Source organism: Streptococcus himalayensis, assembly GCF_001708305.1.
Taxonomy (GTDB): Bacteria; Bacillota; Bacilli; order Lactobacillales; family Streptococcaceae; genus Streptococcus; species Streptococcus himalayensis.
The window spans coordinates 1,701,316-1,719,072 of record NZ_CP016953.1; the positions used below are offsets into that span (position 1 = coordinate 1,701,316).

General features: G+C 38.8%; 14 protein-coding genes and 1 pseudogene. 12 read left to right on the plus strand and 3 right to left on the minus strand.

Features of this window, described 5'->3' with window-relative positions; translation table 11 throughout:
• Nucleotides 1–9: 9 nt before the first annotated feature.
• The 4 genes from BFM96_RS07955 to BFM96_RS07970 all read left to right on the plus strand — a co-directional run bounded on the left by BFM96_RS07955 (nt 10) and on the right by BFM96_RS07970 (nt 4,813).
• Complete coding sequence (locus BFM96_RS07955) at nt 10–1,065, plus strand: BMP family lipoprotein (RefSeq protein WP_068992720.1); 1,056 nt, start codon at nt 10–12, stop codon at nt 1,063–1,065.
• Nucleotides 1,066–1,268: 203 nt separating this feature from the next.
• Nucleotides 1,269–2,804 (plus strand): ABC transporter ATP-binding protein, encoded by a 1,536-nt coding sequence (locus BFM96_RS07960; protein WP_068992723.1) that lies wholly within the window; start codon nt 1,269–1,271, stop codon nt 2,802–2,804.
• Nucleotides 2,797–3,855 carry an ABC transporter permease gene (locus tag BFM96_RS07965; protein WP_068992726.1) on the plus strand — a complete coding sequence of 353 codons (1,059 nt, stop codon included), beginning with the start codon at nt 2,797–2,799 and terminating at the stop codon, nt 3,853–3,855. Before BFM96_RS07960 ends, BFM96_RS07965 begins: the two co-directional genes overlap by 8 nt.
• A 1-nt stretch (nt 3,856) precedes the next feature.
• On the plus strand, nt 3,857–4,813 hold the full coding sequence (locus BFM96_RS07970; protein ID WP_068992729.1) for an ABC transporter permease: 957 nt from the start codon (nt 3,857–3,859) through the stop codon (nt 4,811–4,813).
• Between the two features lie 118 nt (nt 4,814–4,931).
• Here the strand turns inward: BFM96_RS07970 and BFM96_RS11115 are convergent.
• Nucleotides 4,932–5,038: pseudogene (locus tag BFM96_RS11115) on the minus strand (transposase); the annotation flags it as partial.
• A gap of 483 nt (nt 5,039–5,521) precedes the next feature.
• A complete protein-coding gene (gene guaA, locus BFM96_RS07975; RefSeq protein ID WP_373283973.1) occupies nt 5,522–7,072 on the minus strand; it encodes a glutamine-hydrolyzing GMP synthase in 1,551 nt (516 codons plus the stop codon).
• A gap of 146 nt (nt 7,073–7,218) precedes the next feature.
• On the opposite strand from guaA, the gene BFM96_RS07980 reads away from it, so the two are divergent.
• The 6 genes from BFM96_RS07980 to BFM96_RS08005 all read left to right on the plus strand — a co-directional run bounded on the left by BFM96_RS07980 (nt 7,219) and on the right by BFM96_RS08005 (nt 12,680).
• Nucleotides 7,219–7,917 (plus strand): GntR family transcriptional regulator, encoded by a 699-nt coding sequence (locus tag BFM96_RS07980; RefSeq protein ID WP_068992732.1) that lies wholly within the window; start codon nt 7,219–7,221, stop codon nt 7,915–7,917.
• Between the two features lie 224 nt (nt 7,918–8,141).
• Complete coding sequence (locus tag BFM96_RS07985; RefSeq protein WP_068992736.1) at nt 8,142–9,092, plus strand: IS30 family transposase; 951 nt, start codon at nt 8,142–8,144, stop codon at nt 9,090–9,092.
• A 269-nt stretch (nt 9,093–9,361) separates the two neighbouring features.
• Nucleotides 9,362–9,694, plus strand: coding sequence for a putative DNA-binding protein (locus tag BFM96_RS07990; protein ID WP_068994273.1), 333 nt, complete (start codon nt 9,362–9,364; stop codon nt 9,692–9,694).
• Between the two features lie 12 nt (nt 9,695–9,706).
• Nucleotides 9,707–11,272 (plus strand): signal recognition particle protein, encoded by a 1,566-nt coding sequence (gene ffh, locus BFM96_RS07995; protein WP_068992739.1) that lies wholly within the window; start codon nt 9,707–9,709, stop codon nt 11,270–11,272.
• A gap of 27 nt (nt 11,273–11,299) precedes the next feature.
• A complete protein-coding gene (locus BFM96_RS08000; RefSeq protein ID WP_068992741.1) occupies nt 11,300–11,842 on the plus strand; it encodes a YqeG family HAD IIIA-type phosphatase in 543 nt (180 codons plus the stop codon).
• Nucleotide 11,843: 1 nt separating this feature from the next.
• Nucleotides 11,844–12,680, plus strand: a complete 837-nt coding sequence (locus BFM96_RS08005; RefSeq protein ID WP_068992744.1) for a VanW family protein — start codon at nt 11,844–11,846, stop codon at nt 12,678–12,680.
• 31 nt (nt 12,681–12,711) lie between these two features.
• Here BFM96_RS08005 and BFM96_RS08010 read toward each other — a convergent pair whose 3' ends face one another.
• Nucleotides 12,712–13,380 (minus strand): hypothetical protein, encoded by a 669-nt coding sequence (locus tag BFM96_RS08010; protein WP_068992747.1) that lies wholly within the window; start codon nt 13,378–13,380, stop codon nt 12,712–12,714.
• Nucleotides 13,381–15,114: 1,734 nt separating this feature from the next.
• Here BFM96_RS08010 and xerS point away from each other — a divergent pair.
• Nucleotides 15,115–16,185 (plus strand): tyrosine recombinase XerS, encoded by a 1,071-nt coding sequence (gene xerS, locus BFM96_RS08015; RefSeq protein ID WP_068992750.1) that lies wholly within the window; start codon nt 15,115–15,117, stop codon nt 16,183–16,185.
• 195 nt (nt 16,186–16,380) lie between these two features.
• Nucleotides 16,381–17,637 carry an ISL3 family transposase gene (locus BFM96_RS08020; RefSeq protein WP_068992753.1) on the plus strand — a complete coding sequence of 419 codons (1,257 nt, stop codon included), beginning with the start codon at nt 16,381–16,383 and terminating at the stop codon, nt 17,635–17,637.
• Nucleotides 17,638–17,757: the final 120 nt, after the last annotated feature.

Genomic DNA, 17,757 nt, shown 5'->3' on the forward strand with positions numbered 1-17,757 from the left:
GGTTCAGAAATGAACAAGAAACAATGGTTAGGCCTAGGTCTAGTAACGGTTGCAGCACTTGGACTTGCTGCATGTGGAAATCGTGCTTCAAAAGGTGACAATGCAAATGCAAAAACAGACCTGAAAGCAGCAATCGTAACAGATACTGGTGGTGTAGATGATAAATCATTTAACCAATCAGCTTGGGAAGGATTGCAAGAATGGGGGAAAGACAATGGTCTTTCAAAAGACAACGGTTTCACTTACTTCCAATCAACAGACGAGTCTGAGTATGCGAACAACCTTGAGCAAGCAGCGACCAGCAATTACAAATTAGTTTTCGGTATCGGATTTGCTCTTCGTGATGCCGTAGAAGCAGCTGCAAAAGACCATGCTGATATCAACTACGTTATTGTCGATGATGAAATCAAAGATCAAAAGAATGTGGCATCAGCTCTCTTTGCAGATAACGAATCAGCTTACCTTGCAGGTGTAGCAGCGGCAAAAACAACAAAAACAAAACAAATTGGTTTTGTTGGAGGAATTGAAGGTGCTGTATTGACACGCTTCCAAAAAGGATTTGAAGCAGGTGTGAAATCAGTAGACCCATCTATCAAGATTGATGTTCAATACGCAGGCTCATTTGGAGATGCAGCAAAAGGTAAAACGATTGCAGCAGCTCAATATGCAGCTGGTGCAGACATCGTGTATCAAGTAGCCGGTGGTACAGGTGCTGGTGTCTTCAACGAAGCAAAATCCATCAATGAAACAAAGAACGAAGATGAAAAAGTTTGGGTTCTTGGTGTAGACCGTGACCAAGAAGCAGAAGGAGCTTACAAATCAAAAGATGGCAAAGACTCTAATTTCGTTCTTGCTTCTACCTTGAAAAAAGTTGGTGAAACTGTAAAAGACTTGGCAACAAAAGCTTCTAAAGGTGAATTCCCTGGTGGTAAAACAAGCACATACGGCTTGAAAGATGGTGGAGTTGATTTGACAACGAAAAATCTTTCTGAAGATGCGAAAAAAGCTGTAGAAGATGCAAAAGCTAAAATTCTTGACGGAAGCATTAAAGTTCCAACAGAATAATTAGCGACTTTGTTGCTAGAGAGGATAGTAGTATCCTTTTGGTAACAACTCCTACTAAAATTGCGGAGTGGGAAATGGACTATATCTTGGTTCTTTTTCCGCTCCTCTTTTTTCAACTGAGGTATTTTATCTCAGTAGAGTCTGTTAAATCATTAACAGATTCTGCTGAAAATAAAATTAAATTTCTGAAAGGATAGACGCTTATGGCACACAACAATGTCATTGAAATGCGTGAAATAACCAAGATTTTTGGTGAATTTGTCGCAAATGATAAAATCAACTTAAATCTGCGAAAAGGTGAAATTCACGCACTCTTAGGAGAAAATGGGGCAGGAAAATCTACGCTCATGAATATGTTAGCTGGTTTGCTGGAACCCACAAGCGGGCAAATTTTGGTCAATGGCCAAGAAGTGCAACTTGATTCTCCCTCAAAAGCCGCCTCTCTTGGAATTGGAATGGTTCACCAACATTTTATGTTGGTCGAAGCTTTTACAGTTGCAGAAAATATCATTTTAGGTAGTGAAACGACTAAAAATGGAATTTTGGATGTAAAGACAGCGATTCAAGAAATCACTGAATTGTCTCAGAAATACGGCCTTGCGGTTGAACCAAACGCTAAAGTGGAAGATATTTCTGTTGGAGCTCAGCAGCGGGTCGAGATTTTGAAAACTCTCTATCGTGGAGCAGACATTCTGATTTTTGACGAACCAACAGCGGTATTAACTCCTTCAGAGATTGAAGAGTTAGAACATATTATGAAAAATCTTGTCAAGGAAGGGAAATCAATTATTTTGATTACCCATAAATTAGATGAGATTCGGGCAGTGGCCGATCGTGTTACCGTTATTCGTCGTGGAAAGAGTATCCAGACGGTAGAAATTGCTGGGGCAACCAATAAAGACTTGGCAGAGATGATGGTCGGACGTTCTGTATCCTTTACAACGGAAAAAATTCCAGCTAATCCTAAGGAAGTTGTCCTGTCTATTAAGGATTTAGTAGTTCATGAAAATCGTGGAGTTCCCGCTGTTAAGAACCTATCTCTTGATGTTCGGGCAGGAGAGATTGTCGGGATTGCAGGGATTGACGGCAATGGACAGAGTGAATTAATCCAAGCCATTACGGGACTTCGGAAAGTCAAATCAGGAAGTATCCAGATTAAGGGAGTGGATGTTGTTGGTTATTCTCCGCGGAAAATCACAGAAATGCAAGTCAGTCATGTACCAGAAGATCGCCACCGGGATGGTTTGGTTCTGGATATGATGATTTCTGAAAACATTGCTCTTCAGACTTACTACAAAGAGCCCCTCAGTAAAAATGGTATTTTAAACTATAATACGATTACGTCTTACGCACGAAAATTGATGGATGAGTTTGATGTTCGTGCCGCAAGCGAATTTGTTCCAGCCTCAGCTCTTTCAGGAGGAAATCAGCAAAAAGCGATTATCGCCCGTGAGATTGATCGGAATCCTGACCTTCTCATTGTAAGCCAGCCAACGCGTGGGTTAGACGTTGGTGCAATTGAGTATATCCATAAACGCTTGATAGAAGAGCGAGACAAGGGCAAGGCTGTCTTAGTAGTCAGCTTTGAATTAGATGAAATCCTCAATGTATCAGACCGAATTGCCGTTATTCATGACGGGAAAATTCAAGGTATTGTGAAACCAGAAGAGACTAATAAACAAGAACTTGGAATTTTAATGGCTGGTGGAGATGTGAAAAAGGAGGATGGACATGTCTAAGAAAATGCAGCAAATCACAGTCCCTTTGATTTCAGTCGTGTTGGGGATTTTGCTTGGAGCCATTGTCATGTGGATTTTTGGCTACGATGCTCTTTGGGGTTATGAGGAACTCTTTAAAACAGCCTTTGGCTCCCTTCGGAGTTTAGGGGAAATTTCTCGTGCTATGGGGCCTCTCATTTTAATTGCCCTTGGTTTTGCGGTTGCTAGTAAAGCAGGTTTTTTCAACGTCGGACTATCGGGGCAAGCTCTGTCAGGATGGGTGATGAGTGCTTGGTTTGCTCTTTCGTTTCCAGATTTACCACGGATCATCATGATTCCAATGACGATTATCATCGGGATGGTTTCTGGCGGGATTATTGGAGCGATTCCAGGAATTCTAAGAGCCTATCTTGGAACGAGTGAAGTCATTGTTACCATTATGATGAACTACATTGTCCTCTATGTAGGAAATGCCTTTATCCGTAGTTTTCCAAAAAGTGTCATGCAAAGTGTAGACTCTAGTATTAAAGTAGGTGCCAATGCGACTTATCAAACAGAATGGTTGCGCGCTTTGACCAGCAATTCTCGGATGAATATTGGAATTTTCTTTGCCATTATTGCGGTTATTGCTATCTGGTTCCTCTTGAAAAAGACAACGCTTGGATTTGAAATTCGCTCTGTCGGTCTTAATCCTAATGCAAGTGAGTATGCAGGGATGTCTGCTAAACGAACCATTATTCTTTCAATGATTATCTCAGGAGCACTTGCAGGACTCGGAGGAGTTGTAGAAGGACTAGGAACGTTCCAAAATATCTATGTTCAAGGAAGTTCACTAAGCGTCGGATTCAACGGAATGGCAGTTAGCCTTCTTGCGACGAATTCCCCAGTAGGAATTCCATTTGCAGCCTTCTTATTTGGAGTTTTGCAAGTTGGAGCTCCAGGTATGAATACTGCAACAATTCCTTCAGAATTGGTCAATATTGTGACAGCTTCTATTATTTTCTTTGTTAGTGTTCACTACATCATCGAACGCTATATGAAGCCTAAAAAACAAATCAAGGGAGGAAAATAAGATGAGTTTTGTGACAATGTTAGGTTTGTTGGTTTCCTCCATGCTAATTTATGCAGCACCACTGATTTTTACCAGTATTGGAGGAGCCTATTCTGAACACGCTGGTGTCGTGAATGTCGGTTTGGAAGGGATTATGGTTATGGGAGCCTTTTCAGGGGTTATCTTTAATCTAACCTTTTATGAGACTTTTGGTAGCTTGACTCCGTGGCTTTCTTTATTTGTAGGTGGTGTGATTGGGATGATTTTTTCCCTAATTCATGCAGTTGCTACGGTTCATTTTCGTGCGGACCATGTGGTAAGCGGTACTGTGTTAAACTTGATGGCGCCAGCTCTTGCAATCTTTTTGGTAAAAGCCTTTTACGGAAAAGGTCAAACAGATAATATTCAAGTTTCCTTTGGTAAATTTAATTTTCCAATTTTGTCAGATATTCCTATTATCGGTGATGTGTTCTTTAAAAATACTAGTTTGATGGGGTATGTGGCTGTCGCATTTGCTTTTCTTGCTTGGTTTATCATGTTTAAGACCAAGTTTGGCTTGCGATTGCGTTCGGTCGGTGAACACCCACAAGCCGCAGACACACTTGGAATTAACGTTTACTTGATGAAATATTACGGTGTGATGATTTCAGGATTCCTAGGAGGTGTGGGAGGTGCGATTTATGCCCAATCTATCTCTGTTAACTTTGCAGCAACGACGATTATCGGGCCAGGATTCATCTCTCTTGCTGCTATGATTTTCGGAAAATGGAATCCAATCGGAGCTATGCTCTCTAGCCTTTTCTTTGGTCTATCTCAAAGTTTAGCCGTTATCGGCAGTCAGTTGCCATTCTTGTCACACGTTCCAGCAGTTTATCTACAAATTGCACCATACGTTTTGACCATTATTGTCCTTGCAGCCTTCTTTGGAAAAGCTGTGGCACCAAAGGCAGACGGAATCAACTATATCAAATCAAAATAAGTCTAGAAAGTCTGGGATAAAATTCATCTCAGTTAAATAAGGCTCTTTGTCAACTGTAGTGGGTAGATGTCAGCTAACATCTAGAGAGGACCAGCTTGGTCTTCTCTTTTTTGATGTTTCAGGCAATCAAAATCCGCTTTTTGAAGTTTTCATCTTCCTGAAACCAAAGGCATTTCGTTTAATGACTTTGATAAGATTGTTAGTAGCTTCCAGTTTGGCGTTGGATCAATTATAAGTTTATGTGCTCTAAGTCACAGTTAGTTGTGCTTGATGGAAAGAACCACACCTATAATTACGCGAGGTAGTGGCTAGACCACTCACTTATTCATCTCCCCGTGATTTGTAGTAGTGATAGGGCTTTTCATACTCAATGAAAATCAAAGTTAGCATTTTTACTACTTTCTTAGATGGTTCGGACATAAACCACTTATTTTTTTATTACTGTCTATTCATTTACTGGAAGAGTATCCTGTCTAACTCATTTAGTCCTCTACATTTTAGAACCAAAATAAATACGCTCAGATAAAAAGGCTATTTTTGAAATTAAATGAGTATCAGTTTTAATTATAACGCAAAACAAAAGGCACAACACATTTTCATTCAGTGTTGTGCCTTGAGTGAAACGAAAGGAATGAATTATAATTATGCCGTTCTAATTTCGAAAATCCCTATAGAAAGTGTGTAAAACTTTCATTTTTACTTTCTATATTACTCCCACTCCACAGTTGCTGGTGGTTTGCTGGTAATGTCATAGACAATGCGGTTAACGTGATCGACTTCGTTGACGATACGAACAGAGATTTTTTGGAGGACTTCCCATGGAATTTTTGCAAAGTCTGCGGTCATGCCGTCAATAGACGTAATGGCACGAATGGCAATTGTATAGTCATAGGTACGACCGTCTCCCATAACCCCAACAGAACGTACACCAGTGTTCACTGTGAAGTATTGCCAGATGTCTCGGTCAAGCCCTGCTTTTGCAATCTCTTCACGAAGAATGGCATCGGATTCGCGTACCGTTTCCAGTTTTTCTTCGGTGATTTCCCCCATGACACGGATAGCCAGTCCTGGTCCTGGGAATGGCTGACGCCACACGATTTCATCAGGCATACCAAGTTCTGTTCCTAAGGCACGCACTTCATCTTTGTAAAGCGTATTAAGAGGTTCAATCAATTGGAATTGCATATCTTCTGGTAATCCCCCTACATTATGGTGGGATTTAATGGTTTGAGCAGTATCTGTCCCAGATTCGATGACATCCGTATAAAGTGTTCCTTGGGCAAGAAATGCGACATCTGTTAGCTTGCTTGCTTCGTCATCAAAGACATAAACAAATTCATTACCGATAATTTTGCGTTTTTGCTCAGGATCAGATACACCTGCCAATTTATCAAGGAAGCGTTTTGCAGCATCAGCTTTGACAATATTGAGACCGAATTTACCTCCCAACATGTCCATGACTTGATCTGCTTCGCCCTTACGGAGAAGCCCATGATCAACGAAAATACAGATGAGCTGGTCTCCGATTGCTTTTTGCAGAAGAACCCCAACAACAGATGAGTCAACACCACCAGAAAGCCCAAGAAGAACTTTTTTATCTCCAACCGTTTCACGGATTTGCGCAATCTGCATATCAATGAAATTATCCATGGACCAGTCGCCTTTTGCTCCGCAGATATTAATCGCAAAGTTTCGTAAAATATCATTTCCGTAGACAGAATGACGAACTTCTGGGTGGAATTGAATCCCGTAAATCTTCTTATCAGGATGCTCAATTGCTGCATAAGGGCAGTCAGCAGAAGTACCTGTACGGACAAAGTTGTCAGGAATCTCTGTTACCGCATCTCCATGGCTCATCAAGACCAATTGCTCATCTGGAGTTCCTTCAAAGAGAGGAGAAGGAGTATGGGTAAGCTTTGACTGACCGTATTCACGATTTCCAGCATCTCCAGCCGGTACGACCTTGCCACCGAGTTTATGGGTAATCAGCTGCATACCGTAGCAAATTCCTAAAATCGGAATGCCTAATTCAAAAATTTCTGTGTCAATATCAAACGATCCCTCTTCATAAACAGAATTTGGTCCTCCTGAAAGAACAATTCCAATCGGATTGATTTCCTTAACGTCAGCTGCTGAAATCTTGTGGCTTTTTAGCTCCGAAAATACACCAATTTCACGAATACGACGAGAAATCAACTGGTTGTATTGGCTACCGTAGTCTAACACAATAATTTTCTCTACATCTTTGCTTGTCATCATTTCCCTTTCTGAAAGTAAATATCTTTTCCCTATTCTACCACAAAAGACGGGCATTTCCAACAGAAAGTATCAAATACTATTTGACCTCTTTCCATTTTTATCATACAATGAAGAGAGTAAGATTTCATTAGAAAAAGAGGGGGCTCATGCAACCAGCTTATATTCAAATTCATGATCAAATCAAAAAAGATATTGACGAGAAAATCTGGGAAATTGGGAAGCGTTTGCCAAGTGAACGGGATTTGGCGGAGCAATTTGGGGTGAGTCGTATGACCTTGCGCCAAGCGGTCACCCTCTTGGTTGAGGAGGGGGTTTTAGAACGCCGTATCGGTAGCGGAACCTTTGTAGCAAGTACGCGGGTGCAGGAGAAGATGCGGGGAACAACCAGTTTTACAGAGATTATCAAAGCGCAGGGAAAAATTCCCTCTAGTGACTTGATTTCCTATCGAAAAACAATTCCTAGTCAGGAAGAGGTCGATAAGCTGGGTATTTCTCGGGAAGAAACGATTATCCGAATGGAACGAGTGCGTTACGCTGACCAGATTCCTGTTGTTTATGAGGTGGCGAGTATTCCAGAAAAGTTCATCAAAAATTTCAAAAAGGAAGAAATTACCAGCCATTTTTTCCAAACGCTTCAAGTTCATGGCTACAAGATTGGTAAGTCGCAGCAGACCATCTATGCTCGTCTAGCCAAAGAAAAAATTGCCCACTATTTGCAGATTAAACCCAAGCAAGCCATTCTGGGCTTGACACAAATTTCCTATTTTGAAGATGGGACAGCCTTTGAATATGTAAAAAGTCAATATGTTGGTGAACGTTTTGAGTTTTATTTAGAGAATAAATAGTTTACATAATTTAAATTATGCAAACTAATAGTATAGACAAACCCTATTAGAGAAGGTTAACTACCATATAACAGAAACTCTTAGACATGCTGATATAGCGGTATTGTTAAGAGTTTTTTATTTCTCAAATAAAAGCCCAATTTGTAAAATTAAGTTAGACAAAAAAAGCCATTTATGTTAAGCTCAGATAAACTACCACATTTTTCTGAAAGGACCGAACATAAATGACCTATGCTCATCTTACCACAAATGAGCTCGTAATTATAGAGGCGTATCACCAAGAAGGAAAGAAAATCTCCGCTATTGCTAAATCCCTCGGTCGAGCCCGTCAAACGATTTATAATGTAGTTGCTTACCTTGAACAAGGATATTCAGCTTATGACTACTACGAGCATTATAAAGTGAACAAGAAGCGCTGCGGTAGGCATAACACACAGCTATCCAAGGAAGAAACCGACTTCATTCAATCTCATTTGGAAAAAGACTGGAGTTTAGACGTTATCAAAGGGACGTATCCAAACAAAGTTTCTTGCTCTATGAGAACACTCTATCGTTTAGCCGATCGCGGTGTGTTCAAAAAAGAAAATCTCCCATGGAAGGGTAAACGAAAGCAGAATGGGAAGAAGGAAATGCGCGGTAAACAAGCATTTCGTAGAGACATTCGTGAACGGGCTGAACGCTATCCAACATTTGATAGGGAGTTTGGTCACTTTGAAGGGGATACAATCGTTGGCAAGGATAGTAAGAGTGCTGCGATTACCTTGGTTGAAAGACAATCAAAAGTGATTATAGCGCTTCAAACAAATGGACGAAAAGCCCAGGATATCGAACAGTCACTAAGGGATTGGTTAACGAAATTTCCAAAGAACCTGTTCAAGTCGATGACCTTTGATTGTGGGAAAGAGTTCTCAAATTGGAAGTCATTGTCAAATGAGTATGATATCGACATTTTCTTTGCGGACCCTGGCTGTCCTGGTCAACGTGGACTCAATGAACACTCAAATGGCCTACTACGAAGACACGGACTTCCGAAGCAGACAGACTTCAATGAGATTTCCCAAGAAGTGTTATCAGCGATAGCTGATAAAAGAAACAACATTCCTCGTAAGTCATTAAACTATCAAACTCCTCTACAAGTTTTTCTGAGTTATTTTAAAGTGTCTAACTTAATTTGACAAATAGAAAAGAAAAAATTTGAATAAAATTGTCCAAAATAGATTTTTCCTCAATCTTAGTTTACGTAATTTAAATTATGTATTTTTTTGGCATAAAATTTTGTCATAATGTAGATGAAAAAGACAATGGGTTATCATGCAGATATAAGTGAGTATGGTTTTAAAATGCATGTGCTAGAAAATAGTTACATGCATTTTCTTCATGACTTTGTCCTGAAAATAGATAGGTAGGCTTTATCCTCTAGGAAAAATTTGGTATAATGGAAAGTATGGAAATTGAAAAAACGAATCGGATGAATGCCCTCTTTGAATTTTACGCGGCACTATTGACCGATAAACAGATGAATTATATCGAGCTCTACTATGCTGATGATTATAGCTTGGCTGAGATTGCAGAAGAATTTCAGGTCAGCCGTCAAGCGGTCTATGACAATATCAAGCGGACAGAAAAGATTTTAGAAGATTACGAAAAGAAGTTGCATATGTATTCTGACTATATCGTTCGCAGCCAAATCTTTGATCAAATTTTAGAACGTTATCCAGCAGATATATTTTTGCAAGAACAAATCACCGTGTTAAGTAGTATTGATAATCGAGAATAAAAGGAGAATACCATGGCTTTTGAAAGTTTAACTGAACGTTTACAGAACGTCTTTAAAAATCTGCGCCGTAAAGGCAAAATTAGCGAAAGTGATGTCCAAGAAGCAACCAAGGAAATTCGTCTTGCCCTTCTGGAAGCAGACGTTGCCTTGCCAGTTGTAAAAGAGTTTATCAAGAAAGTCCGGGAACGTGCAGTTGGTCACGAAGTGATTGAAACGCTCAATCCTGCTCAACAAATTATCAAGATTGTTGATGAGGAATTGACAGCAATTTTAGGCTCTGATACAGCTGAAATTATCAAATCACCAAAAATTCCAACTATTATCATGATGGTTGGTCTGCAAGGGGCTGGTAAAACAACCTTTGCTGGAAAACTAGCTAACAAGCTCAAAAAAGAAGAAAATGCCCGACCTTTGCTGATTGCAGCGGATATTTATCGTCCAGCAGCCATTGATCAGTTGAAAACCTTAGGACAACAAATTGACGTTCCTGTTTTTGAATTAGGTACAGGTGTGCCAGCAGTTGACATTGTCAAGCAAGGTCTTGAAGTGGCCAAACAACAAAATAACGACTATGTCTTGATTGATACAGCAGGGCGTTTGCAAATTGACCAAGTGCTGATGAACGAATTACGAGATGTCAAGGCACTTGCCCAACCAAATGAAATTCTCCTCGTCGTCGATGCTATGATTGGTCAAGAAGCAGCTAACGTTGCTCGTGAATTTAATGATCAGCTTGAGGTGACTGGGGTTATCTTAACCAAGATCGATGGGGATACTCGTGGTGGTGCCGCACTGTCTGTCCGTCATATCACTGGCAAACCAATCAAGTTCACAGGTACTGGTGAGAAAATTACAGATATTGAAACCTTCCACCCAGACCGCATGTCTAGCCGTATTTTGGGGATGGGAGACTTGCTGACTCTGATTGAGAAGGCTTCACAAGAATACGATGAGAAGAAATCGCTTGAACTCGCTGAAAAAATGCGAGAAAATACCTTTGATTTCAATGATTTTATCGATCAATTAGACCAAGTACAAAATATGGGACCGATGGAAGACCTTCTCAAGATGATTCCAGGAATGGCTGGAAATCCTGCTCTGGCAAATCTCAAGGTCGACGAGCGAGAAATTGCTCGAAAACGAGCGATTGTGTCATCCATGACCCCAGCTGAACGTGAAAATCCTGATTTGCTGACTCCAAGCCGTCGTCGTCGGATTGCGAACGGCTCAGGAAATAGCTTTGTCGATGTCAACAAGTTCATTAAAGACTTTAACCAAGCAAAGGCTATGATGCAGGGGGTTATGTCTGGTGATATGAACAAGATGATGAAACAAATGGGAATCAATCCCAATAATCTTCCTAAAAATATGCCAAACAACATGGATATGTCCGCTCTTGAAGGGATGATGGGTCAGGGGGGAATGCCTGATTTATCAGCCTTAGGTGGTGCTGGCATGCCAGATATGAGTCAGATGTTTGGTGGGGGATTGAAAGGTAAAATCGGTAAATTTGCCATGGAACAATCCATGAAACGCATGGCCAATAAAATGAAGAAAGCCAAGAAAAAACGGAAATAAGACATGATTGGGAGAAACAAATAAGACATGTTGCACCAACTTTATCCATACGAATTTGTTGATAGTGTATTTACAATTGATTATGAAGCCTTAAAAAAGCAAGGTTTCAAAGCAGTCATTTTTGATATCGATAGTACCTTGGTGCCACACGGAAGACCATCAACTCCAGCAATCGATGAACTATTTCAAATGATTCATCAATTGGGGCTTAAAACTTTCCTTTTGTCCAACAATAGTTCCGAGCGCATTGAACAGTTTATTCGTAATATTGATACAGAATTTATCTCCATTGCAAACAAACCAAATAAAGACGCCTATTTGCAAGCCGTTGAGCGATTAGGCGTCAAAAAAGAAGAAGTTGTATTTGTTGGAGATCAACTGTTTACGGATATTTTAGGAGCAAATCGAGCGCAAATGGCCAATATTTTAGTAAAATTCCTGTTGCAAGAAGGGGAGAGCAAGATTGGCAAAAAACGAAAAGTAGAGCAATTCATTCTTAAAACCTATCGTTGGCGAAAGAAATACCAGCATCGTTTAGGAAATATTGAGAAAAAAGGAGAGAAAAACTAATATGGTATTTTGGAATAAAGATGTACTATTTTGCGAATTGAATCCAACATGTTATGCGATTTCTATGCAAAAAGAGATTGTTAAACGTCATCTTCAAGATTTCAAACGGAAACCGAATTTTGCAAAACAACACCAAGAAGAAATTCTTCCTTGTCTGGTTTCATCCCATTCGTCTCATTTAATAAAAAAAGGCCCAGGTATTGATCTGGAATTACAATACAACAAGGCTATCAATATTGATTTAGCAGCAAAGAGAATGCATAAATTGATCATTCAGCCAGGAGAAATTTTTTCATTTTGGAAACTTGTAGGAAAACTCTCCAGACGAAAAGGGTATTTAGACGGCCGCGTTATTCAAAACGATAAGGTTGAAGCAGGTTTAGGGGGAGGACTCTGCAATCTAGCCAATACCATTCATTGTTTAATTGTGCATAGTCCTATGCAGATAACAGAATTCCATACGCATTCAGATGCCCTTGCTCCAGACGAAGGAAAGCGGATTCCGTTTGCTAATGGAACCTCTGTTGCCTATAATCATGTCGATTATCGCTTCAAAAATTCGACCAATCAGCCTGTTCAATTGCTAGTTTGGTGTGAAGACGAAATCCTCTATGGCGAACTTCGTAGTCAATCAGAATTTCCCACTAGATACGAATTACTAGAAGAAGATCACCACTTTAAGAAAGAGGGAGATAAATATTATCGAAATTCTAAAATTTACAGACAAACCATTGACAAACAGAGCAATCAAGTCTTAGAAAAGAGCTTAATCCTAGACAATCATTCTGAGGTTATGTTTGATTATGATTTAATTCCTAAGAATCAGATTCGAAACTAAAAATCATTTGGAATTGACTTCCAAATGATTTTTAATGCTTCATATAATCGCAAACGGAATTGATTTGCTCTCCGAAATCTGAGCCAGAGAATTTCAAATCAAAAAATGCACTGCCAATCGTAAATGCCCAGGGTTGCGCTTTTTTAACCTCATCTAAACGTTGATAGGAGTCAATGCTTCCTGCCAAACAAACAGGAGCCTGAACCTCTTGGATAAAACGCTCATTCAAAGCTACTGCATCTCCAACATAACGATAACCTAAAAGATCAAACCCATAAACTCCCTTGTCAAGATATGTTTTCGCCTCCTGAATCATACCTTCAATCGAACCCTCCAAGATAGAAGGACGTTTAGAAATCTCACCGACAAAAGGCATATACTTTAATTGATGTTGCTTACAATATTCATGAATAGACTCAAAATAAATTGTTCCCATTAGAATGTCACAACCACACTCAACGGCAGTTTTCGCTCCCTCTAAACCTTCACTCTCAGTATAAGCAACAACTTCTAGAAATGTAGTTTTGCCGTATTTTTTCATATAAGAGAATAAAGATTTCATTTCCGAGGTAGAGAGCGGTTTCTCTTTAAAACCCCAAAAGTTAGCTTTTGAGTGATTATATTGTTCAAACATCTCAAAGGCATTGGCAACAGTCAGGTCATTATGAGTCAACATTACAATTAATTCACTAGTTGTCATCTATCCTATCCATTCTTTTTACAAAATAATCCATTTCATATTTTATCATAAAATATTTTAAATAGGAACTAAAACAGCGAAAATAGAATAAAAACACATCTTAGTTTGGGTGTTTATTTTTTTCTTTATTTTTGTTTTATACGTTATTTTCAAGCTGAATAGAATACAAAATGAAAGTCATGACTGAAGTAATTGTGAAAAAAGTTTTATAATTCAAAGTAAATTACGAAATGTACATCTGGAAAAATTTCCAGTTATGGAATGAAAGACGTGTTTTTTTAAAAGAGTTCGTTGTAAAAAATATACAAATGACAAATTTTTAGTTTTCACTTTAAAATCGTATAGTAGGAAGCAAAATGTACTTTTGGGACGTTTTAGGTTTCCCGCAAGAAATCAGGCTTTTTTTTAGAAAATCTACTTTAAAAATTTTTCCAGTTAATTATCCGAGAGTTTCACGTACATCTTTCCGAAAAACTATAATTTTCTTGAAATATATCTATTATTGTGCTATACTCTGATAAGTTAACTGAAAAAATTTTTTGGAGAAATTATATACTTTAACCCTTGGAAAACCTAAGTTTATCATGGGGATTAATTTTGCACTTTTGAAACTAGAAAACTAAAACTTTTATTTTCCAAAATTATGTATTTTTGAAATCGTTTCTCAAGTCGATTTTCCTACAAAAACCTCAGAGAAAAAATTCAATAAAAAAGCATCGCACTCCAATAATGGGACAGAAGAAAAAAGCTATTTTAAGATCTGTTCCCTACGATAGGCTCTTCCATGAGCTAGATAAGGGCTATTTTGTCAATTTCCTCATCGTTTTAACTTGACTGACATTCTTATATTTACACTCTCGGTTAAATTACTATCGGAACCTGCAAACACATACTCCAAATTATAGGTCATTATTTCCCCGTACTCGTTATACATATCTTCTCTATGACTACCTTGCTCCTTTAAGCTCCCACTAGTATTTTTAAAAATTGGCTCTAATTTAAAAAGATAAACATCATTTAATTAGGCACTTCTCAGCTCCTTCTACACTAAACTCATGTACTGGTCTTTTAAGAGCGTTGATACTTGTTATAAAGATATGACCTGGACGTTTTTCATAATAAGCTACTGCTAGATAGTCAATCACCTTATCCCAATACTTGCCCTGTAATTCAACATTTCTATGACCATTGCTTCACCTTCTACCCAGTACATCAACCGTTTTTTTAAACCCATCAAAATTATTTGCCTTTGCGTAATTCCAAGCAAATTCCTCTAATTGTTTTCACCATATAATGTTCCCCTCCTTTTGTCGCTAAAATAAACTTGCTACATTTATTATACCATTAACAAGGTCAAAACATACAATACACAAGTATACAGAAACTACAACTGACCTTTTCATTCACAACTAATCTAGCTAGAAAAATAGAAATATTCTCTAAAATCCTTTATAATAGATTGTAACTGAAAATAATGGACTTTTGGAAGTGCTGAAATTCATTAATTTGTTGATGATAGATGTACTTTTCAAAAGAGATAAAAAGAATAAAATAGACTAATCATTTTGAACAATAAGCCCCCTCCCCTATTCAAAGGTACAAAACAAAAATAAAGTACATTTTTGAAGAACGTACTTTATGCTTCTATCTCAGAGCTATCAAGGGGTTAGATCCTATCAGATCAATTGTTCATAAATTTTTAGTTTTGATAAGAAGAAAATTTGGAGAATCCTTATGCGCCGTGAATTACTACTAGAAAAAATCGAACAATTAAAGGAAATAATGCCGTGGTATGTCCTAGACTACTACCAATCAAAGCTAGCTGTACCTTACAGTTTTACGACCTTGTATGAATATTTGAAAGAATACCGACGATTTTTTGAATGGTTAATCGATACGGATTTAGTATCGGTAACGACTATGGCTGAAATTCCTTTAGATACCTTGGAACAGCTCACTAAGAAAGACATGGAATCCTTTATTCTCTATCTACGGGAAAGACCTTTGCTGAATGCCAATACGACACAAAACGGGGTTTCACAAACGACGATTAACCGGACCTTGTCTGCTCTGTCAAGTCTCTACAAATATCTGACTGAAGAAGTCGAAAATGAGCAAGGCGAGCCTTATTTTTATCGTAATGTTATAAAAAAGATTTCAACGAAAAAGAAAAAGGAAACGCTTGCTGCCAGAGCTGAAAATATCAAGCAAAAGCTCTTCTTGGGAGACGAAACCATGGAGTTTTTAGAGTATGTTGAGACCCAATATCCCGTCAAACTATCAAAGCGTGCTCTCTCCTCCTTCCAGAAAAACAAAGAACGAGATTTAGCCATTCTAGCCCTACTGCTGGCTTCTGGAGTACGCCTTTCTGAAGCGGTCAATCTTAATCTGGCTGATGTCAATGTCAAGATGATGATGATTGATGTTACACGAAAAGGTGGGAAACGAGACTCGGTTCATGTAGCGGGATTCGCAAAGCCTTACTTGGAATCCTATCTGGCCATTCGTCAGCAACGTTACAAGGCTGAAAAGACAGATCTTGCCTTCTTCTTATCGGAATACCGTGGCTTGCCAAATCGCATGGATGCGTCCAGTATTGAAAAAATGGTCGCAAAATATTCTGCAGATTTTAAAATTCGGGTCACACCCCATAAGCTCCGCCATACGCTAGCTACTCGTCTCTATGATGCAACAAAATCTCAAGTACTCGTCAGCCATCAATTGGGGCATGCGAATACACAGGTTACCGACCTCTATACCCATATTGTCAATGATGAACAGAAAAATGCCTTAGATCAGCTCTAGAATTATTACATAAATTAAATTATGCAATAATTCTATCTAGATTGACTAGAAAAAACTAAAATAAAAAAACAGGCTCTATAATATCTGTAGTGGGTAAATCCACTGTAGAGATTATGGAGCCTTTTTCAGTGTAGAAAAAAAGTCCCATATGACCTATAATGAAAAGCGATAAAACCATCATTTAGAAAGACTCATATGGAACAACTAAATCTTATCACAAATTTTCTCAAAATGAAAGACAAAAATATCACGATCACTAATGAATGCGACATGGGAACTCACTTAGAACTCCACGGTCACTTGGATTACACAGCCCCTAAATGCCCTTCCTGCAAGGGACAAATGGCTAAGTATGACTTCCAGAAAGCCTCTAAAATCCCCTACTTAGAAACTGCTGGCTACCCGCTACTTATCCGCCTTCGAAAGCGTCGTTTCAAGTGCAAGGAATGTGGGAAAATAGCGGTCGCTGAAACTCCTATTGTTAAGAAGAACCATCAAATCTCTGTCGCTGTCAACCAGAAAATCGCACAATTACTCATCGAAAAGCAAGCAATGACACATATCGCACACAGACTCTCCATTTCTACATCTACAGTTATTCGAAAACTCAATGAGTTTAAATTTGAAACGGAGTGGGGTAAGCTTCCAGAAGTCATGTCCTGGGATGAGTATGCCTTCAAGAAAGGGAAAATGAGCTTTATCGCTCAAGATTTTGACACAAATAACATCATCGCTATCCTTGATGGAAGAACGCAAGCAACCATCCGAAATCACTTTCTGAGATACCCTAGACAGGTCAGAAACCGCGTTAAATTCATCACTATGGACATGTTTAGCCCTTACTATCAACTAGCCAAACAACTTTTTCCTCATGCTAAAATCGTGCTTGATCGTTTCCACGTTGTGCAACATCTCAGCCGTGCTATGAACCGTGTCCGTACCCAAATCATGAATGCTTTTGACCGCAAATCGCATGAATACAAGACGCTCAAACGCTACTGGAAACTGGTACAACAAGATAGCCGTAAACTCAGTGATAAACGATTTTATCGCCCTACATTTCGCATGCATTTGACCAATAAGGAAATCTTAGACAAGCTCCTATCCTACTCAGATGAGTTACGACAACATTATGAACTCTATCAACTTCTTTTATTCCATTTCCAAGAGAGGAACTCAGAGCATTTCTTTGACCTAATTGAGCAAGAAAGAGCCACTGTTAACCCTATTTTCCAGACGGTATTTAAGACCTTTCTAAAGGATAAGGACAAGGTTTTAAACGCTTTGGAATTGCCTTATTCCAACGCTAAATTGGAAGCTACCAATAATCTTATCAAAGTCATTAAACGAAATGCCTTTGGTTTCAGGAACTTTGAAAACTTCAAAAAGCGGATTTTGATTGCCTTAAACATCAAAAAAGAGAAGACCAAGTTGGTCCTCTCTAGGTGTTAGCTGACATCTACCCACTACAGTTGACAAAGAGCCAAAAAACAAAGATATAAAAACGCATAAATCATACTTCTGAAAGCCTATTTTATGCGTTTTTAGTATTTGAAAAGATTTCTTATTTAC

What these genes read in the sequence shown, in the direction of transcription:
- BFM96_RS08000 (WP_068992741.1), top strand. Translation starts at nt 11,300, where the DNA reads ATGTTGCACCAACTTTATCCATACGAATTTGTTGATAGTGTATTTACA.
- ffh (WP_068992739.1), top strand. Translation starts at nt 9,707, where the DNA reads ATGGCTTTTGAAAGTTTAACTGAACGTTTACAGAACGTCTTTAAAAAT.
- BFM96_RS08005 (WP_068992744.1), top strand. Translation starts at nt 11,844, where the DNA reads ATGGTATTTTGGAATAAAGATGTACTATTTTGCGAATTGAATCCAACA.
- BFM96_RS07970 (WP_068992729.1), top strand. Translation starts at nt 3,857, where the DNA reads ATGAGTTTTGTGACAATGTTAGGTTTGTTGGTTTCCTCCATGCTAATT.
- xerS (WP_068992750.1), top strand. Translation starts at nt 15,115, where the DNA reads ATGCGCCGTGAATTACTACTAGAAAAAATCGAACAATTAAAGGAAATA.
- BFM96_RS07990 (WP_068994273.1), top strand. Translation starts at nt 9,362, where the DNA reads ATGGAAATTGAAAAAACGAATCGGATGAATGCCCTCTTTGAATTTTAC.
- BFM96_RS08020 (WP_068992753.1), top strand. Translation starts at nt 16,381, where the DNA reads ATGGAACAACTAAATCTTATCACAAATTTTCTCAAAATGAAAGACAAA.
- guaA (WP_373283973.1), bottom strand. Translation starts at nt 7,072, where the DNA reads ATGATGACAAGCAAAGATGTAGAGAAAATTATTGTGTTAGACTACGGT.
- BFM96_RS07985 (WP_068992736.1), top strand. Translation starts at nt 8,142, where the DNA reads ATGACCTATGCTCATCTTACCACAAATGAGCTCGTAATTATAGAGGCG.
- BFM96_RS08010 (WP_068992747.1), bottom strand. Translation starts at nt 13,380, where the DNA reads ATGACAACTAGTGAATTAATTGTAATGTTGACTCATAATGACCTGACT.
- BFM96_RS07980 (WP_068992732.1), top strand. Translation starts at nt 7,219, where the DNA reads ATGCAACCAGCTTATATTCAAATTCATGATCAAATCAAAAAAGATATT.
- BFM96_RS07955 (WP_068992720.1), top strand. Translation starts at nt 10, where the DNA reads ATGAACAAGAAACAATGGTTAGGCCTAGGTCTAGTAACGGTTGCAGCA.
- BFM96_RS07960 (WP_068992723.1), top strand. Translation starts at nt 1,269, where the DNA reads ATGGCACACAACAATGTCATTGAAATGCGTGAAATAACCAAGATTTTT.
- BFM96_RS07965 (WP_068992726.1), top strand. Translation starts at nt 2,797, where the DNA reads ATGTCTAAGAAAATGCAGCAAATCACAGTCCCTTTGATTTCAGTCGTG.